Below are 17,194 nucleotides of genomic sequence, written 5' to 3'. Positions count from 1 at the left end.
GCCCCTCCGCGAGGCCGAGCGCCGCCCCGAGCCGGTGACCTGGTCCGAACCCGGTCCGCGGTGGCCGGCGTCGCCGCCGCAGCGACGGCGCGGACCCGGCCCGGAGCGCAGCGCCTACCCCCGCCCGATCCGCCACGGCGAAGCGTACGGGCGACCGGGCGTGGAATCCGGCGCCGAGCAGATGAGCCCGGATCCGGTCGACAACTACGCCGACATGGAAGTCGACGTGATGGACACCGACGTCCGCGACGCCGAGCTGCCCACCGACGATTCCGCCTACGTGCGGTCCTACCTGGGATCGGCCCGGGGCTTCTTCGGCAAGCGGCGCGGCGGCGACGACGTCGATGACGACCTGGCCGACCTCGACGAGGATCTCGGCGACGAGGACCTGGTGGACCTCGACGAGGACCACGACGATATCGAGGACGACCTGGTCGACGACGTGGCCGACGCGCACCCGCTGACCCAGCGCGAGGAGTTGCTGCGCGGCGGCTTGGTGGTGCTGCAGTCCATCCTGGCGGTCGCGTTCGGCGCCGGGCTGTTCCTGGCCTTCGAAAAGCTGTGGCAGTGGCAGAACATCGTCGCGCTGGTGCTGTCGGTGCTGGTCACGCTGGGCCTGGTCGCCGCCGTTCAGGTGGTCCGCAAGACCGTCGACACCACCAGCACGCTGATCGCGGTGGCCGTCGGCCTGCTGATCACGTTGGGACCACTGGCCCTGTTGCGATCCGGCTAGGCGCCCGCCAGACAACTAAGACAACCCAGTGCGCCCCGCCATCAAGGTCGGCCTGTCGACGGCCTCGGTCTACCCGTTGAGGACCGAGGCCGCCTTCGCGTACGCCGCCAAACTCGGCTACGACGGCGTCGAGCTGATGGTGTGGGGGGAGGGGGTCAGCCAGGACATCGCCGCGGTCGCCAAGCTGTCCCGGCGCTATTCGGTGCCGGTGCTGTCGGTGCACGCGCCCTGCCTGCTGATCTCGCAGCGGGTGTGGGGCGCCAACCCGATTCCCAAGCTGGAGCGCAGCGTGCAGGCCGCCGAACGGCTCGGCGCGCAGACCGTCGTGGTGCACCCGCCGTTTCGCTGGCAGCGGCGCTACGCCGAGGGCTTCGCCGACCAGGTGGCCGCCCTGGAGGCCGGCAGCGACGTCCTGGTGGCCGTGGAGAACATGTTCCCGTTCCGGGCCGACCGGTTCTTCCGGGACTCGATGGAGCGGATGCGTCGCCGCGGCGGGGGACCGGGACCCGCGATCTCGGCGTTCGCGCCGTCGTATGACCCGCTGGACGGCAACCACGCGCACTACACGCTGGACCTGTCGCACACCGCGACGGCGGGCACCGATGCGCTGGAGATGGCCCGACGGATGGGCTCGGGGCTGGTGCACCTGCACCTGTGCGACGGCAACGGGTTGCCGGCCGACGAGCACCTGGTGCCCGGGCGCGGCAGCCAACCCACCGTCGAGGTGTGCCAGATGCTGGCCGGCGGGGACTTCGCCGGCCACGTCGTGCTGGAGGTCACCACCTCGGGGGCGCGGTCGGCGCACGAGCGCGAAGCGCTGCTGAAAGAGTCGTTGCAGTTCGCCCGCACCCACCTGCTGCGCTGACCCGGCAAGGAGATTCTCGATGAGCTCGACGCTGTTCACCGACGCCATGAAGCTGGCGCGGGTCGACGACGCCACCTTCGCCGGCGAGCTCAACGAGCACTGGACGATCGGCCCCAAGGTGCACGGCGGGGCGATGCTGGCGTTGTGCGCCAACGCCGCCCGCACCGCCCACGGTGATGCGCTGCAGCCCGTCGCGGTGTCCGGCAATTTTCTGTGGGCGCCCGATCCGGGCCCGATGCGGCTGGTGACCTCGATCCGCAAGCGCGGCCGCCGGATCAGCGTCGTGGACGTCGAACTCACCCAGGGTGACCGCACCGCCGTGCACGCCGTCATCACCCTGGGGGAGCCCGAACATCACGCCCCGCCGCTGCTGTCGTTCAACCCGGTGGTGCCGTTGATGACCCCCGAACCCCCGCCCGGGCTGGCGCCGATCGGGCCGGGGCACCCGATGGAGCACATCGTGCACCTGGCGCACGGCTGCGACATCCGGCCGGCGCTGACCACGCTGGGTCCGCGCACCGACGGCGGGCCGCCGGTGATCGAGATGTGGGTGCGGCCCAAAGACGCCGCGCCCGACGTGCTGTTCGCGTTGCTGTGCGGCGACGTGTCCGCGCCGGTGACCTTCGCGGTCAACCGCACCGGCTGGGCGCCCACCGTGCAGCTCACCGCCTACCTGCGGGCGATGCCGGCCGACGGCTGGCTGCGGGTGATCTGCACCACCGTGCAGATCGGGCAGGACTGGTTCGACGAGGACCACACCGTGGTGGACTGCGAGGGCCGCATCATCGTGCAGTCGCGGCAGCTGGCGATGGTGCCCGCGCCGTAGCGGGTGGTGGTGGGCGCCCGGCTGCGCCGCGCCGGCGATCGCCCATCTGCCATGCTGTCGGCCATGGCCAGAATCGCACTCATCGGTGGCGGCAGCATGGGCGAGGCCCTGCTGTCGGGCTTGCTGCGGTCCGGGCGCCAGGTCAAAGACCTGGTGGTCGCCGAGAAGCTGCCCGCCCGCGTCAAGTACCTGTCCGAGACCTATTCGGTGCTGGTGACGTCGCTGGCCGAGGCGGTGGAGACCGCGACGTTCGTCATCGTCGCGGTCAAACCGTCCGACGTGGAAGCGGTGATCGGCGAGGTCGCCGACGCGGCCGCGTCGGCCGGCGAGGACAGCCCCGAGCAGGTGTTTGTCACCATCGCGGCCGGCGTCACCACCGGCTACCTGGAGTCCAAGCTGCCGGCCGGGACGCCGGTGGTGCGGGCGATGCCCAACGCGCCGTCGTTGGTCGGCGCCGGGGTCAGTGTGCTCGCCAAGGGCCGCTTCGCCACCCAGGAGCAGCTCAAGGAGGTCGCGGCGCTGTTCGACAGCGTGGGTGACGTGCTGACCGTGCCCGAGGCGCAGATGGACGCGGTGACCGCGGTGTCGGGCTCGGGTCCGGCCTACTTCTTCCTGATGGTGGAGGCCCTGGTGGACGCCGCCGTCGGCGTCGGCCTGACCCGTCGGGTGGCCACCGACCTGGCGGTGCAGACCATGGCCGGCTCGGCGGCGATGCTGTTGGAGCGCATCGAGCACGACCGGCAGGCCAGCGAGGCGGGGCTGGACACCACCGCCGCGCAGCTGCGGGCGACAGTTACCTCGCCGGGCGGCACCACCGCCGCGGCGCTGCGCGAACTCGAGCGCGGGGGTTTGCGGGCCACCGTCGACGCCGCCGTGCAGGCCGCAAAAAGCCGCTCTGAGCAGCTAAGAATTACAACGGAGTAATTCAGGAATTTTTGACTAATTACCCCACACCAGTCGCAGTAACCCCATTGGTCCCGCTATTCTCCTCTCTGGAAGCACTTGTGCGTGCCAGCGGAGGGGAAGCCGCTGGGGCTGCAGGTGCCTGATTGGATTGGGTTGCGATGACGTCAATGAACGGGCCTTCGGCGCGGGATTCGGCTAGTGGAAAATCGGTGCGAGACTCCAATGCACCAGACAGTCAGCAGGGCAGAACTCAATTTCTCACCGTGGCCGAGGTGGCCGCGTTGATGCGGGTCAGCAAGATGACCGTGTACCGCTTGGTGCATAACGGTGAGCTGCCTGCGGTACGAGTCGGGCGATCCTTCCGGGTGCACGCCAAAGCCGTGCATGACCTGTTGGAGAGCTCTTTCTTCGACGCGGGCTGACCTTCGGCGACCACACCACACCCGGCCCGTGGGGGCCGGGCGATCGGCATGCCCGTCGACCCTGAGGTGGGCGCGTCGAGTCTGCGGCTAGGGCATCGAGCCTGCGCGTGGTGCTTCGAGTCTGAATCTGTGGCGCCGAGTCTGCGGCCAGGGCATCGAGCCTGCGCCTACGGCATCGAGTCTGAATCTACGGCGCCGAGCCTGCGTCCAGGCCGTGTTTGGTCGGGAAATCGCGGCCTGACCGCAGTCTCGATGCCCTCACCGCAGGCTGGGTGCCCTGACCGCAGTCTCGATGCCCTCACCGCAGTCTCGATGCCCTGACCGCAGTCTCGATGCGCACACCGCAGGCTCGATGCCCCCACCGCAGGGTCGCGACAACCCGGTGTGGACCGGCCACACCGCAAGCCCCAGACGCCCCATCGGTGCGAAACCAGTCGCCGAGCCAACGGCGGCGCAGCGCGGTTTTCCGTTCCATGCACCCGCCCAGGTAAGGTAACCAGGTCGATTCAGCAGCCAGCCACAGTTAGGCGCAGGCAGAGTTAGATAGCGGAGTTCATGGGTTCAGTCATCAAGAAGCGGCGCAAGCGCATGTCGAAGAAGAAGCACCGCAAGCTGCTTCGTCGCACCCGGGTGCAGCGCAGAAAACTCGGTAAGTAGCCCCCCGCGTTTTGCCGCGGTTCGCGGCTCGTCCTGCCCAACTGCCGTCCGGCCGTTAGGCTATCGGCGTGGATTCGGCGGGGCCCCCAACCGGCGGCGGCAGTGACATCCGGCATTACCCCAAGGTGGTGTTGGTAACCGGCGCCTGCCGGTTCCTGGGCGGCTACCTGACCGCACGGTTGGTGCAAAACCCGTTGATCAACCGGGTCATCGCGGTGGACGCGATCGCGCCGAGCAAGGACATGCTGCGCCGGATGGGCCGCGCCGAGTTCGTCCGCGCCGACATCCGCAACCCGTTCATCGCCAAGGTGATCCGCAACGGCGAGGTCGACACCGTGGTGCATGCCGCGGCGGCGTCCTACGCCCCGCGGTCCGGGGGCGGGGCGGCGTTGAAAGAACTCAACGTGATGGGCGCGATGCAGCTGTTCGGGGCCTGTCAGAAGGCGCCGTCGGTGCGCCGGGTGATCTTGAAGTCGACGTCGGAGGTCTACGGGTCCAGTTCGCGCGATCCGGTGATGTTCACCGAGGACAGCACCAGCCACCGTCCGCCCAGCGAGGGGTTCCCGCGGGACAGCATCGACATCGAGGGCTATGCCCGCGGGCTGGGGCGGCGCCGGCCGGATATTGCGGTCACCATCTTGCGGTTGGCGAACATGATCGGCCCGGCGATGGATACCGCGCTGTCGCGGTATCTGGCCGGCCCGCTGGTCCCGACGGTGCTCGGCCGGGACGCGCGGCTGCAGCTGCTGCACGAGCAAGACGCGCTGGGCGCGTTGGAGCGCGCCACCATGGCCGGGAAACCCGGCACCTTCAACATCGGTGCCAGCGGCATCATCATGATGTCGCAGGCGATCCGGCGGTCGGGTCGAATCCCGGTGCCAGTGCCGGGTTTTGGGCTGTGGGCGGTGGATTCGTTGAGACGGGCTAACCGCTACACCGAGATCAATCGTGAACAACTTGACTATTTGAGCTTTGGTCGAGTGATGGACACGACTAGAATGCGTGACGACCTTGGCTACAGCCCGAAATGGTCCACAGCCGAGGCCTTCGATGATTATTTACGGGGTCGTGATCTCACTCCGATCATCGACCCGCAGTGGGTACGCTCGTTGGAGCGCCGCGCCGTGGCGGCAGCTCAGCGTTGGGGCAGCCGCGCATAGATTCTCGATCGGGGAGGGGAGGTAGTCATCGTGGCGGGCGATTCGAAGGCGAAAGTCATTCCGTTGCACTCGAATTCGAGTCGTGCAACGGCGCAGCGGCGCGCCGACGCGGCGCGCCGGCATCCCTCGGTGGCCCACGACGGCAAGGGTCGGGCGTCGGCCGACCAGATTGCCGCCGTCATCCGCGAGATCGACCAGCGCCGTGCCGCCGCCGGTGCCCCGGCGGCCGAACCCTCCGCCAACGAATTCGCTGAACGGGTCGCCGCGATCGCCCAGTTCATCCGGGAACGGATCACCGGGGACTACAGCGTCGACGAGTACGGCTTCGACCCGCACTTCACCAACGCCGTCGCGCTGCCTTTGCTGCGGTTCTTCTTCAAGTCGTGGTTCCGGGTCGAGGTCAGCGGGGTGGAGAACCTGCCCGACACCGGGGCGGCGCTGGTGGTGGCCAATCACGCCGGGGTGCTGCCGATCGACGCGCTGATGACCTCGGTGGCCGTGCACGACGAGCACCCGGCCCACCGTGATTTGCGGCTGCTGGCCGCCGACCTGGTTTTCGACCTGCCGGTGATCGGCCCGGCCGCCCGCAAGGCGGGCCACACCATGGCGTGCACCGCCGACGCCCACCGGTTGCTGGCCGCCGGCGAACTGACCGCGGTGTTCCCGGAGGGCTACAAGGGGCTGGGCAAACGCTTCAAGGATCGCTACAAACTGCAGCGCTTCGGCCGCGGCGGCTTCGTGTCGGCCGCGCTGCGGGCCAAGGCGCCGATCGTGCCGTGCTCGATCGTCGGCTCCGAGGAGATCTACCCGATGCTGGCCGACGTCAAATTGCTGGCCCGGCTGCTGGGGGTGCCGTACTTTCCGATCACCCCGCTGTTCCCGCTGGCCGGGCCCGCCGGGCTGGTGCCGCTGCCGTCGAAGTGGCATATCGCGTTCGGCGAGCCGATCCCCACCGTCGACTACGACGAGTCCGCCGCCGACGACCCGATGGTCACCTTCGAGTTGACCGACCAGGTGCGCGAGACCATCCAGCAGACGCTGTACCGGCTGCTGACCGGCCGGCGCAACGTGTTCTTCGGCTGAGTTCTTCGCGGGCGGGAACGCCGACTACTTGACCAGGGTGAACTGGCACACGTTGGTGTTGCCGTTGCGGAACAGGTCGGCGCAGCCGGTCAGGTACTTCATGTACCGGTCGTAGACCTGCTGCGACTGGATCGCGATAGCCTCGTCCTTGCGCGCCGCCAGCGCCGCGGCCCACATGTCCAGCGTGCGGGCGTAATGCGGGCGCAGCGGGTGCACCCGGGCGACCGTGAAACCCGCCTTGGTGGCGTGCGCTTCCACGTTGGCCACCCGCGGCAGCTGACCCCCGGGAAAGATCTCGTCCATGATGAACTTGATGAACCGCACCAGCGTCATGGTCAGCTTCAGCCCGAGTTCCTCGGCCTCTTCCGGGCTCACCATCGTGATGGTGTGCAACAGCATGACGCCGTCGGCGGGCAGCAGCCGGTAGGCCCGGGCGAAGAAGTCGTCGTAGCGGTCGTAGCCGAAGTGCTCGAACGCGCCGATCGACACGATCCGATCCACCGGTTCGTCGAACTTCTCCCAGCCCTCCAGCAGCACCCGTTTGCTGCGCGGGCTGTCGATGGTGTCGAACAGGTTCTCGACGTGGACCTGCTGGTTTTTGCTCAACGTCAGGCCGACCACGTTGACGTCGTAGCGTTCGATGGCCCGTTGCAGGGTGGCGCCCCAGCCGCAGCCGATGTCGAGCAGGGTCATGCCGGGTTGCAGGCCCAGCTTGCCCAGCGACAGGTCGATCTTGGCCAGCTGCGCCTCTTGCAGCGTCATATCGTCGCGTTCGAAGTAGGCGCAGCTGTAGGTCTGGGTCGGGTCCAAAAACAGCCGGTAGAAGTCGTCGGAGAGGTCGTAGTGCGACTGGACGTCCGCGTAATGGGGTATCAGCTCGGCGTCAGGCGCGCGCTCGCCCCGATCGGTCATAGCCGAGGAGATTAGGCCTGGCCGCGGATCGATGCAATCGCGGCGATGGTCGCCGCTTCGGTGTCGGCGTCCTGGTTCGCCGACTCACCGAGCATGGTGACCACGCTGGTCATCACCGGCCGGCCGTCGGCGTCGGTGACCTCGCTGCGGATCTCGCTGATCACCGTGCCGTGCGATTCGATCACCGAATCGAGGTAGGTGTCGAAGTACAGCTTGTCGCCGGCCTGGATCGGCCGGTGGAACTCGAACTTCTGGTCGCGGTGGAAGACCCGGGCGATGTTGATCGGGATGTCGAACTTGGTGAAGATCTCCAGCTGCACGCGACGCCCGGCGACCGCCAGGAACGTCAGGGAGGCGACCAGGCCGTCGTAGCCGGCCTCGGCGGCCGCGGACTCCTCGAAATGGGTCGGGTGGTCGTCTTTGACCGCGGCGGCGAACTCGCGGATCTTCTCGCGGCCGACCTGGAAATAGTCCGGGAACCGGTAGTGGGTACCGATGATTCCCTGCGACTCTGTGTGCACTGACATGCCAGGTTGCCCTCCGCTCGCGCGCCGTCTGCGTGCCGACTGTGTAGGTTGTGCACGCTAAACGGCGATTTTCTCGAACACAACCTACACACTCGGCGCCACGCCGAAGAAGTCTCAGCGCTCGTGGCGACGCGACACGGCTGCAGCCAAAGCCCCGCCGGCCGCCCCCAGCGCCAGCGCCGACGGCACCCCGATCCGGGCCGCCTTGCGGGCGGTGCGGAAGTCGCGGATCTCCCAGCCCCGCTCCCGGGCCAGCTCCCGCAGCGCGGCGTCGGGGTTGATCGCCACCGCGGTGCCGACCAGCGACAACATCGGCACATCGTTGAAGCTGTCGGAGTAGGCGGTGCACCGTTTGAGGTTGAGCCCCTCCCGGATCGCCAACGACCGCACCGCGTGCGCTTTGCCCGCGCCGTGCAACAGTTCGCCGACCAGCCGGCCGGTGAACACCCCGTCCACCGATTCCACCACGGTGGCCAGCGCCCCGGTCAGCCCCAGCCGGCGGGCGATGGTCTCGGCCAGCTCGTAGGGGGTGGCGGTGACCAGCCACACCTGCTGGCCGGCGTCCAGGTGCATCTGGGCCAGCTCTCGGGTGCCCGGCCAGATCTTGTCGGCGATGATCTCGTCGTAGATCTCCTCGCCCAGGGCGGCCAGCTCCGCGGTGGTGCGGCCCTCGACGAACGCCAGCCCCTGGCGCCGGCCGGCGGCGACGTCGTCGCTGTTTTCCCGTCCGATCAGCTGAAACTTGGCCTGCGCGTACACGAACCGCGCCACGTCGCGGTAGGTGAAGTAGTTGCGCGCCGCCAAGCCCCGGCCGAAGTGCAGCAGCGAGGACCCCTGCACCAAGGTGTTGTCCACGTCGAAGAACGCGGCGGCGGTCAGATCGACCGGCGACGCGCTGTCCGCCGGGGGCACCGCCGCGTCGGCGGCCACGCCTTCCACCGCGCGTTCGGCGCTGGCGTCGGCGGCCACCGCGCCGGCATCGGCCACGGCCGGATCCGCGCTGCCCGAGTCGGAGAACGCCATCACGGACTCCTTCAAATGTGTGCCGCAGTGTTGGCTCAACCTTATCTGGCACTCGCGTGGCCACCGGTGCCACACTGGTCGCCGTGAACCAGCGCCCGCAGGTGGAGTTGCTGACCCGCGCCGGCTGCGCGGTGTGCGCCCGGGTGTACGCCCGGCTGGGGGAGCTGGCCGGCGAGCTGGGTTTCGACCTGACCGCCACCGATGTCGACGCGGCCGCCGCGGCGGGCAACACCGCACCGCGGGCCGAATACGGCGACCGGCTGCCGGTGGTCCTGCTCGACGGCCGCGAGCACAGCTACTGGGAGCTCGACGAGGACCGGCTGCGCGCCGACCTGGCCTGATCCGAGGCCGAGGCGCCGGCAACCAACGGGCAAGCAAATTTGGTAGCCCAGCTGGTAAACGTTTACCGTGGAGGTCAGTTCGTTCACTGGTGAATGCGAGGGAGCAGGCCAGGTGATTAAGCCGTGAGCGTCCTGCTCTTCGGGGTTTCGCACCGCAGCGCGCCGGTCTCCATCCTGGAGCAGCTGAGCACCGACGAAGCCGATCAGGTCAAGATCGTCGACAAGGTGCTGCAGTCGCCGTTGGTGACCGAGGCCATGATGCTGTCCACCTGTAACCGGGTCGAGGTCTACGCCGTGGTGGACGCCTTCCACGGCGGGCTGTCGGTGATCGGGCAGGTGCTCAGCGAGCACGCCGCCATCTCGATGGCCGACCTGACCAAATACGCCTACGTCCGCTACAGCGAGGCCGCCGTCGAGCATCTGTTCGCGGTGGCCAGCGGCCTGGATTCGGCGGTGGTCGGCGAGCAGCAGGTGCTCGGGCAGGTGCGCCGCGCCTACGCCACCGCCGAGGCCAACCGCACCGTCGGCCGCGTGCTGCACGAGTTGGCGCAGCGCGCGCTGTCGGTGGGCAAACGGGTGCACTCCGAAACCACGATCGACGCCGCCGGGGCGTCGGTGGTCTCGGTGGCGCTGGGCATGGCCGACGCCAAATTGGGCGGCCTGGCCGGGAAAACCGCGGTGGTGATCGGCGCCGGGGCGATGGGCGCGCTGTCCGCGGCGCACCTGACCAGGGCCGGGATCGGTCACATCCACGTCGTCAACCGGTCGTTGCCGCGCGCGCAGCGGCTGGCCCGCAAGATCCGCGAGTCCGGCACCCCGGCCGAGGCGCTCACCCTGGACCGGCTGGCCGCCGCGCTGGCCGACGCCGACGTGGCGGTGAGCTGCACCGGGGCGGTGCGCCCGGTGGTGACGCTGGCCGACGTGCACCACGCGCTGGCCGGCGGCCACCGCGACGAGGTGGCCCAGCCGCTGGCGTTCTGCGATTTGGGCATGCCTCGCGACGTCGACCCGGCGGTGGCCGGGCTGCCCGGCGTGTGGGTGGCCGATATGGACCGCATCCAGCGGGAACCGTCGGCCCGGGCGGCCGCCGCCGACGCCGAGGCCGCCCGCCAGCTCGTCGCCCGCGAGGTTGCCACCTACCTGGCCGGGCAGCGGATGGCCGAGGTCACCCCGACGGTGACCGCGCTGCGGCAACGCGCCGCCGACGTCGTCACCTCGGAGTTGCTGCGGCTGGACAACCGGCTGCCCGGGCTGGACAGCGCCCAGCGCGAGGAGGTGGCCCGCACCGTGCGCCGGGTGGTGGACAAGCTGCTGCACGCCCCCACCGTGCGCGTCAAACAGTTGGCCGGCGCCCCCGGCGGCGACAGCTACGCCGAGGCGCTGCGCGAGCTGTTCGAGCTCGACCCGCAGGCCGTCGACGCGGTGGCCACCGCCGGCGAATTGCCGCTGGTATCAACGGGGTCCGACACCCCCGACCCTACGGACAGCATCTCGGGTGGCAGCACCGAGTCGCGGCAGTAGCCGCGGGGAGCCGTCTTGGCCGATGTGATCCGGATCGGAACGCGGGGCAGCGCGCTGGCCACCACCCAGGCCGGCACGGTGCGCGACGCCCTAGTCGCCAACGGCCATCCCGCGGAGTTGGTGATCATCCGCACCGCCGGCGACCAGTCCATGGCGCCGATTGCCAGCCTCGGGGTGGGCGTGTTCACCGCCGCGTTGCGCGAGGCCATCGACGACGGCCGCGTCGACGCCGCCGTGCACTCCTACAAGGATTTGCCCACCGCGCCCGACGCCCGGTTCGCCATCCCGGCCATCCCGCCGCGCCAAGACGCCCGCGACGTGGTGGTGGCCCGCGACGGGCTGGTGCTGGCGGAGTTGCCGACGGGCTCGCTGGTGGGCACGTCGTCCCCGCGGCGGGCCGCACAGCTTAGAGCACTGGGTCTCGGTTTGGAAATTCGCCCCCTACGAGGCAACCTAGATACCAGGTTGAACAGGGTAAGCAGCGGTGATCTCGACGCCATCGTGGTAGCCCGGGCGGGACTGGCCCGGCTGGGCCGCCTCGACGAAGTCACCGAGACGCTGGAGCCGGTGCAGATGTTGCCAGCCCCGGCGCAAGGTGCGCTCGCCGTCGAGTGCCGCGCCGGCGACACCGCGCTGGCGGCGGCATTGGCGGAGCTCGACGACGCCGATAGCCGCGCGGCGGTCACCGCCGAGCGAGCCCTGCTCGCCGAACTGGAGGCGGGTTGTTCCGCACCGGTGGGCGCGATCGCCGAGGTGGTCGAGTCCATCGATGAGGACGGGCACGTCTTCGAGGAGCTGTCGCTGCGCGGCTGCGTGGCGGCGCTGGACGGATCCGACGTGATCCGCGCGTCCGGCATCGGCACCGTGGGCCGAGCTCGGGAGCTGGGGCTCTCGGTGGCCGCGGAGTTGTTCGAGCTGGGTGCGCGGGAACTGATGTCGGACGCGCGGTGAGACACCCGCGTACGAGAGGTGACTGGGAGTAACTGATGACGACGCGAGGGCGTAAGCCGAAGCCGGGCCGCATCGTGTTCGTGGGGTCGGGTCCTGGTGACCCGGGCCTGCTGACCATGCGGGCGCGGACGGTGCTGACGAACGCCGCCCTGGTGTTCACCGACCCCGACGTGCCCGAGTCGGTGCTGTCGCTGATCGGTGCCGACCTGCCGCCGGTCTCCGGGCCGGCCCCCGCCGACGCCTCGGGCGCCGACGGCGCTGATGGTGCCGACGCCGACGCCGCGGTGGCCGGTGGTCCCGACATCCGCCCGGCGTTGGGGGATCCCGCCGAGGTGGCCAAGACCCTGACCGCCGAGGCGAAGTCCGGGGCCGACGTGGTGCGGCTGGTGGCCGGCGACCCGCTGTCGGTGGACGCCGTCATCGCCGAGCTGAACGCGGTGGCCCGCTCCCACCTGCACTTCGAGGTGGTGCCCGGGCTGCCGGCCAGCAGCGCGGTGCCCACCTACGCCGGGCTGCCGCTGGGCTCGTCGCACACCGTGGCCGACGTGCGCGGCGACGTGGACTGGTCGGCGTTGGCCGCCGCGCCCGGACCGCTGATCCTGCAGGCCACCGGCTCGCACCTGGCCGAGGCCGCCCGCACCCTGGTCGAATACGGGCTGGCCGACTCCACCCCGTGCGTGGTGACCGCCAACGGCACCACCTGCGCGCAGCGGTCGGTGGAGACCACCCTGCAGGGCCTGACCGACCCCGCCGTCCTGGGCGGCACCGACCCCGCCGGCCCGCTGACCGGCCCGCTGGTGGTGACCATCGGCAAGACGGTGACCAACCGGGCCAAGCTGAACTGGTGGGAAAGCCGGGCGCTGTACGGCTGGACCGTGCTGGTGCCCCGGACCAAGGACCAGGCCGGCGAGATGAGCGAACGGTTGGTGGCCCACGGCGCGCTGCCGATGGAGGTGCCCACCATCGCCGTCGAGCCGCCGCGCAGCCCGGCCCAGATGGAAAGGGCCGTCAAGGGTTTGGTCGACGGCCGGTACCAGTGGGTGGTGTTCACCTCCACCAACGCGGTGCGCGCGGTGTGGGAAAAGTTCGGCGAGTTCGGGCTGGACGCTCGGGCGTTCTCCGGGGTGAAGATCGCCTGCGTCGGCGAGGCCACCGCAGACCGGGTCCGCGCCTTCGGGGTCAGCCCCGAGCTGGTGCCGGCCGGGGAACAGTCCTCGCTGGGGCTGCTGGACGAATTCCCGCCGTACGACAGCGTTTTCGACCCGGTGAACCGGGTGCTGCTGCCGCGCGCCGACATCGCCACCGAGACGCTGGCCGAGGGGCTGCGCGAACGCGGTTGGGAGATCGAGGATGTCACCGCCTACCGGACGGTGCGCGCCGCGCCGCCGCCGGCGGCCACCCGCGAGATGATCAAAACCGGTGGGTTCGACGCGGTGTGCTTCACCTCGTCCTCGACGGTGCGCAACCTGGTCGGCATCGCCGGCAAGCCGCACACCCGCACCATCGTGGCCTGCATCGGCCCCAAAACCGCCGAAACCGCCGCCGAATTCGGGTTGCGGGTCGACGTGCAGCCGGAGACCGCGGCGGTGGGCCCGCTGGTGGAGGCGCTGGCCGAGCACGCCGCCCGGCTGCGCGCCGAGGGTGCGCTGCCACCACCGCGTAAGAAGAGCCGCAGGCGATGACTTCTCTCGCGTTGACTCTGCACCGGTGGCGGAAAAGTGCGGGTAACCCCCGCCCTCCACGCAGAGTCAACGCGGGATGACTGGCTACCCGCGGCAGCGTCCGCGCCGGTTGCGTTCGACGCCGGCGTTGCGCCGATTGGTGGCGCAAACCTCGCTGGAGCCACGGCATTTGGTGCTGCCGATGTTCGTCGCCGACGGGATAACGGACCCTCGCCCCATCCCGTCGATGCCCGGCGTGGTGCAGCACACCCGGGATTCGCTGCGCGCGGCGGCCGCCGACGCCGTCGCCGCCGGGGTGGGCGGGCTGATGCTGTTCGGGGTGCCCCGCGCCGGCGACAAGGACGCGGTGGGGTCGCCCGGCACCGACCCCGACGGCATCCTCAACGTCGCGCTGCGGGATCTGGCCAAGGATCTCGGCGATGCCACGGTGCTGATGGCCGACACCTGCCTCGACGAGTTCACCGACCACGGGCACTGCGGCGTGCTGGACGCCCGCGGCCGGGTGGACAACGACGCGACCCTGGCCCGCTACGTCGAACTGGCGGTGGCCCAAGCCGATTCCGGGGCGCAGGTGGTGGGGCCCAGCGGCATGATGGACGGCCAGGTCGGCGCCATCCGGGATGGGTTGGACGCCGCCGGGCACACCGACGTGGTGATCCTGGCGTACGCCGCCAAATTCGCGTCGGCGTTTTACGGCCCGTTCCGCGACGCGGTGGACTCCAGCCTGGCCGGGGACCGGCGCACCTACCAGCAGGAGCCCGGCAACGCCCGCGAGGCGCTGCGCGAGGTGATGCTGGACCTCGACGAGGGCGCCGACCTGGTGATGGTCAAACCCGCGCTGGGCTATCTGGATATCGTCTCCGCGGCCGCCGAGGTGTCCCCGGTGCCGGTGGCCGCCTATCAGGTGTCCGGGGAGTACGCGATGATCGCCGCCGCCGCGGCCAACGGCTGGGTCGACGGCGATGCCGCCGCCCTGGAGTCGCTGATCAGCATCCGGCGCGCCGGCGCCGACATCGTGTTGACCTACTGGGCCGCCGCGGCGGCCGACTGGTTGACGTGAGCGCCCACCGCGCCGAACGTGCACTGATGGCGGGATTTCTCGACTTTTTTCGCCGTGGCTGCACGTTCGTCGGCCCGCATCGACACCCGCTACTCTGACCCGAGCATGTCCGCCGACCCGCCCGTCCCGCCGCCGCCCCCCGCGCCGCTGTTCCACGAACGCGGCGACAGCTGGTATTGGGTGCTGGCCGGCCCGGCGTCGGCGGTGACGATGCTGCTGATCCAGGCGCACAGCGGCTACGGCTACAACCCGCTGATGCCGGCCATCTTCCTGGTGCTGGTGACCGGGTTCGTCGGCTTGCAGGTCAAGGCGGCCCGGATCCACACCTCGGTCGAGCTGACCGAAGACACCCTGCGCCAGGGCACCGAAACCATCCCGGTCGGCGAGATCATCAAGATCTATCCGGAGGCCGACAAGGCGGCATCCGGGGACGAGGTGCTGGCCTGGCAGTCGGCCCGGGCGCTGGGCGAACTGACCGGGGTGCCGCGCGGACGCGTCGGGATTGGGCTGCGGCTCACCGGCGGCCGCAAGGCGCAGGCCTGGGCCCGGCACCATCGTCAACTGCGGGCGGCGCTGGCCCCGCTGGTGGTGGAGCGCACCGAACCGGTCAACGACGACGACGAGGAGTCGCGGTGGTGACCGCCAAGGTCCGCGCCGCCGTCGAACTCGGTTTGGCCGCCGCGGCGGCGGTGGGTTGCGCGCTGAGCTGGTCGCAGGTGCGCTCGACGGTGACCGTCGCCCCGATCAGCGCCGGGCAGCCGGCCACCACCTCGGTGGTCTACGACCCGCCGATGTTGCTGCTGACCCTGCTGCTGGCGACGCTGGCCGGGGTGTTGGCCGTGGTCGGGGCGGCCCGGCTGTGGCGAAGCAGACACACCATTAATACCCCCTAGGGGTATGATCGTCGGCATGGTGACCACCGATCTGCAGCTGCGCGGCATGACGTGTGCCGCGTGCGCGGCGCGGATCGAGCGCGGCCTCAACCAGCTGGACGGGGTGCAGGCCACGGTGAACTTCGCCGTCGAACGCGCCCACGTCCAACACGAATCCGGGGTGTCGGTCGCCGACCTGATCCGCGCGGTGGAGTCGACCGGCTATCAGGCGTCGGTGGTCGGCGCCCCCACCCAGGACACCCCGGAGGACGGGCTGCGGCCCCGGCTGATCGGGTCGGCGGTGCTGGCCGTGCCGGTGGTCGCGCTGTCGATGGTGATGGGCTGGCAGTTCCCCGGCTGGCAGTGGCTGGTGTTCGCGCTGACCACGCCGATCGTGGCCTGGGGCGGTGCCCCGTTCCACCGGGCCGCGCTGCGCCACGCCGTGCACGGCGCCTCGACGATGGACACCCTGGTGTCGCTGGGGACGTTGGCCGCCTACGGCTGGTCGGCGGTCGCGGTGCTCGCCGGGCGCGGGCACGTGTACTTCGAGGTCGCCGCCGCGGTGACGGTGTTTTTGTTGGCCGGGCGGTACGCCGAAGCGCGCGCCAAGCGGTCCGCCGGGGCGGCGCTGCGGGCGCTGCTGACGCTGGGCGCCAAGGACGCCGCGGTGCTGCGCGACGGCGTCGAGGTGCGGGTGCCGGTCGAGCAGCTGCACGTCGGCGACGTGTTCGCGGTCCGGCCCGGCGAGCGGGTGGCCACCGACGGGGTGGTGGTCGACGGCGCGTCGGCGGTGGACACCTCGGCGCTGACCGGGGAGTCGGTGCCGGTCGACGTCGGCCCCGGCGACCCGGTGTTGGGCGGTGCGCTGAACACCTACGGCCGGGTGCTGGTGCGCGCGGTCAAGGTCGGCACCGACACCCAGCTGGCCCGGATGGCCAAACTGGTGGCCGACGCGCAGAGCGGCAAGGCCGCCGTGCAGCGGCTGGCCGACCGGGTGTCGGCGGTGTTCGTGCCGGCGGTGCTGATGATCGCCGCGGTGACGTTGGCCGGCTGGCTGCTGGCCGGACAGCCGGCCGCGGCGGCGTTCACCGCGGCGGTGGCGGTGCTGATCATCGCCTGCCCGTGCGCGCTGGGGCTGGCCACCCCGACCGCCATCCTGGTCGGCACCGGGCGCGGCGCGCAGCTGGGCATCCTGATCAAGGACCCGCAGGTGCTGGAGACGGTCCGGCACATCGACACCGTCGTGCTGGACAAGACCGGGACGGTGACCACCGGGGTGATGGCCGTGACCGAGGTGGCGCCGCGGCCCGGTGAGGACGCCGACCTGCTGCTGGCCCGGGCGGCGGCCGTCGAATCCGCCTCCGAGCACCCGGTGGCCGCCGCGATCGTGGCCGCCGCCCGAGATCGGGGGCTGGACCCGGCGGCGCCCGACGCCTTCGTCAACGAGCCGGGCACCGGGGTGTCCGGGGTGGTCGACGGGGTGCGGGTGCGGGTGTCGCGGGCCGGGTCGCTGGCCGGGGTGGACCTGCTGGCGCCCGCGCCGGTGCAGCGCGGCACCACCGTCGAGGTTGGCTGGGGCCTGGCTCTTTTACGCATCTGGCGCGGCCGGCGGGGTGGGGGGGGGGGGGGGGGGGTGGGGGGGGGGGTGTGGTG

General features: G+C 70.6%; 19 protein-coding genes. 16 read left to right on the top strand and 3 right to left on the bottom strand.

Annotation, left to right across the window (positions count from 1 at the left end; translation table 11 throughout):
• From BKN37_RS29275 to BKN37_RS18760, 8 genes are all read left to right on the top strand, one after another.
• A partial coding sequence (locus BKN37_RS29275) for a hypothetical protein (RefSeq protein ID WP_165618363.1) occupies nucleotides 1-733 on the top strand: 733 nt, incomplete at its 5' end.
• A 28-nt stretch (nucleotides 734-761) separates the two neighbouring features.
• A complete protein-coding gene (locus BKN37_RS18785) occupies nucleotides 762-1,598 on the top strand; it encodes a sugar phosphate isomerase/epimerase family protein (RefSeq protein WP_071028480.1) in 837 nt (278 codons plus the stop codon).
• A 19-nt stretch (nucleotides 1,599-1,617) separates the two neighbouring features.
• Complete coding sequence (locus tag BKN37_RS18780; protein WP_071028479.1) at nucleotides 1,618-2,424, top strand: thioesterase family protein; 807 nt, start codon at nucleotides 1,618-1,620, stop codon at nucleotides 2,422-2,424.
• A 63-nt stretch (nucleotides 2,425-2,487) separates the two neighbouring features.
• Nucleotides 2,488-3,348 (top strand): pyrroline-5-carboxylate reductase, encoded by an 861-nt coding sequence (gene proC, locus BKN37_RS18775; RefSeq protein WP_194074187.1) that lies wholly within the window; start codon nucleotides 2,488-2,490, stop codon nucleotides 3,346-3,348.
• Between the two features lie 140 nt (nucleotides 3,349-3,488).
• Nucleotides 3,489-3,752 (top strand): helix-turn-helix domain-containing protein, encoded by a 264-nt coding sequence (locus BKN37_RS18770; protein WP_071028478.1) that lies wholly within the window; start codon nucleotides 3,489-3,491, stop codon nucleotides 3,750-3,752.
• A gap of 555 nt (nucleotides 3,753-4,307) precedes the next feature.
• Nucleotides 4,308-4,409: a 30S ribosomal protein bS22 gene (locus BKN37_RS27945; protein ID WP_003402602.1), complete on the top strand. Its 102-nt coding sequence runs from the start codon at nucleotides 4,308-4,310 to the stop codon at nucleotides 4,407-4,409.
• Nucleotides 4,410-4,477: 68 nt separating this feature from the next.
• Nucleotides 4,478-5,569 (top strand): SDR family oxidoreductase, encoded by a 1,092-nt coding sequence (locus tag BKN37_RS18765; protein ID WP_071028477.1) that lies wholly within the window; start codon nucleotides 4,478-4,480, stop codon nucleotides 5,567-5,569.
• 30 nt (nucleotides 5,570-5,599) lie between these two features.
• Nucleotides 5,600-6,652, top strand: coding sequence for a lysophospholipid acyltransferase family protein (locus tag BKN37_RS18760; RefSeq protein WP_071028476.1), 1,053 nt, complete (start codon nucleotides 5,600-5,602; stop codon nucleotides 6,650-6,652).
• Nucleotides 6,653-6,676: 24 nt separating this feature from the next.
• Here the strand turns inward: BKN37_RS18760 and BKN37_RS18755 are convergent, their stop codons facing one another.
• The 3 genes from BKN37_RS18755 to BKN37_RS18745 form a co-directional block, all read right to left on the bottom strand.
• A complete protein-coding gene (locus BKN37_RS18755; RefSeq protein WP_071028475.1) occupies nucleotides 6,677-7,564 on the bottom strand; it encodes a cyclopropane mycolic acid synthase family methyltransferase in 888 nt (295 codons plus the stop codon).
• An 11-nt stretch (nucleotides 7,565-7,575) separates the two neighbouring features.
• Nucleotides 7,576-8,091, bottom strand: coding sequence for an FAS1-like dehydratase domain-containing protein (locus BKN37_RS18750; protein ID WP_071028474.1), 516 nt, complete (start codon nucleotides 8,089-8,091; stop codon nucleotides 7,576-7,578).
• A 114-nt stretch (nucleotides 8,092-8,205) separates the two neighbouring features.
• Entirely contained in the window at nucleotides 8,206-9,114 is a 909-nt protein-coding gene (locus BKN37_RS18745) for an HAD family hydrolase (protein WP_071028473.1), read from the bottom strand.
• 74 nt (nucleotides 9,115-9,188) lie between these two features.
• On the opposite strand from BKN37_RS18745, the gene BKN37_RS18740 reads away from it, so the two are divergent.
• From BKN37_RS18740 to BKN37_RS18705, 8 genes are all read left to right on the top strand, one after another.
• On the top strand, nucleotides 9,189-9,455 hold the full coding sequence (locus BKN37_RS18740; protein WP_423212812.1) for a glutaredoxin family protein: 267 nt from the start codon (nucleotides 9,189-9,191) through the stop codon (nucleotides 9,453-9,455).
• A gap of 123 nt (nucleotides 9,456-9,578) precedes the next feature.
• Complete coding sequence (locus BKN37_RS18735) at nucleotides 9,579-10,976, top strand: glutamyl-tRNA reductase (protein ID WP_071028472.1); 1,398 nt, start codon at nucleotides 9,579-9,581, stop codon at nucleotides 10,974-10,976.
• 24 nt (nucleotides 10,977-11,000) lie between these two features.
• Nucleotides 11,001-11,927 carry a hydroxymethylbilane synthase gene (gene hemC, locus BKN37_RS18730; protein ID WP_071028471.1) on the top strand — a complete coding sequence of 309 codons (927 nt, stop codon included), beginning with the start codon at nucleotides 11,001-11,003 and terminating at the stop codon, nucleotides 11,925-11,927.
• Between the two features lie 35 nt (nucleotides 11,928-11,962).
• Nucleotides 11,963-13,609 carry a bifunctional uroporphyrinogen-III C-methyltransferase/uroporphyrinogen-III synthase gene (locus BKN37_RS18725; RefSeq protein WP_071028470.1) on the top strand — a complete coding sequence of 549 codons (1,647 nt, stop codon included), beginning with the start codon at nucleotides 11,963-11,965 and terminating at the stop codon, nucleotides 13,607-13,609.
• A gap of 76 nt (nucleotides 13,610-13,685) precedes the next feature.
• On the top strand, nucleotides 13,686-14,669 hold the full coding sequence (gene hemB, locus BKN37_RS18720) for a porphobilinogen synthase (protein ID WP_071028469.1): 984 nt from the start codon (nucleotides 13,686-13,688) through the stop codon (nucleotides 14,667-14,669).
• A 147-nt stretch (nucleotides 14,670-14,816) separates the two neighbouring features.
• A complete protein-coding gene (locus BKN37_RS18715) occupies nucleotides 14,817-15,308 on the top strand; it encodes a DUF3093 domain-containing protein (protein WP_423212811.1) in 492 nt (163 codons plus the stop codon).
• Entirely contained in the window at nucleotides 15,305-15,562 is a 258-nt protein-coding gene (locus BKN37_RS18710; RefSeq protein ID WP_071028482.1) for a hypothetical protein, read from the top strand. The genes BKN37_RS18715 and BKN37_RS18710 overlap by 4 nt, the downstream gene beginning before the upstream one ends.
• Nucleotides 15,563-15,578: 16 nt before the next feature.
• On the top strand, nucleotides 15,579-17,194 hold a 1,616-nt coding region (locus BKN37_RS18705), incomplete at its 3' end, for a heavy metal translocating P-type ATPase (protein WP_108772716.1).

It is taken from the genome of Mycobacterium talmoniae, assembly GCF_001854525.1.
GTDB lineage: Bacteria > Actinomycetota > Actinomycetes > Mycobacteriales > Mycobacteriaceae > Mycobacterium > Mycobacterium talmoniae.
The sequence above is the reverse complement of the archived record's forward strand: the minus strand, read 5'-3'. Positions and strand labels throughout refer to the sequence as shown.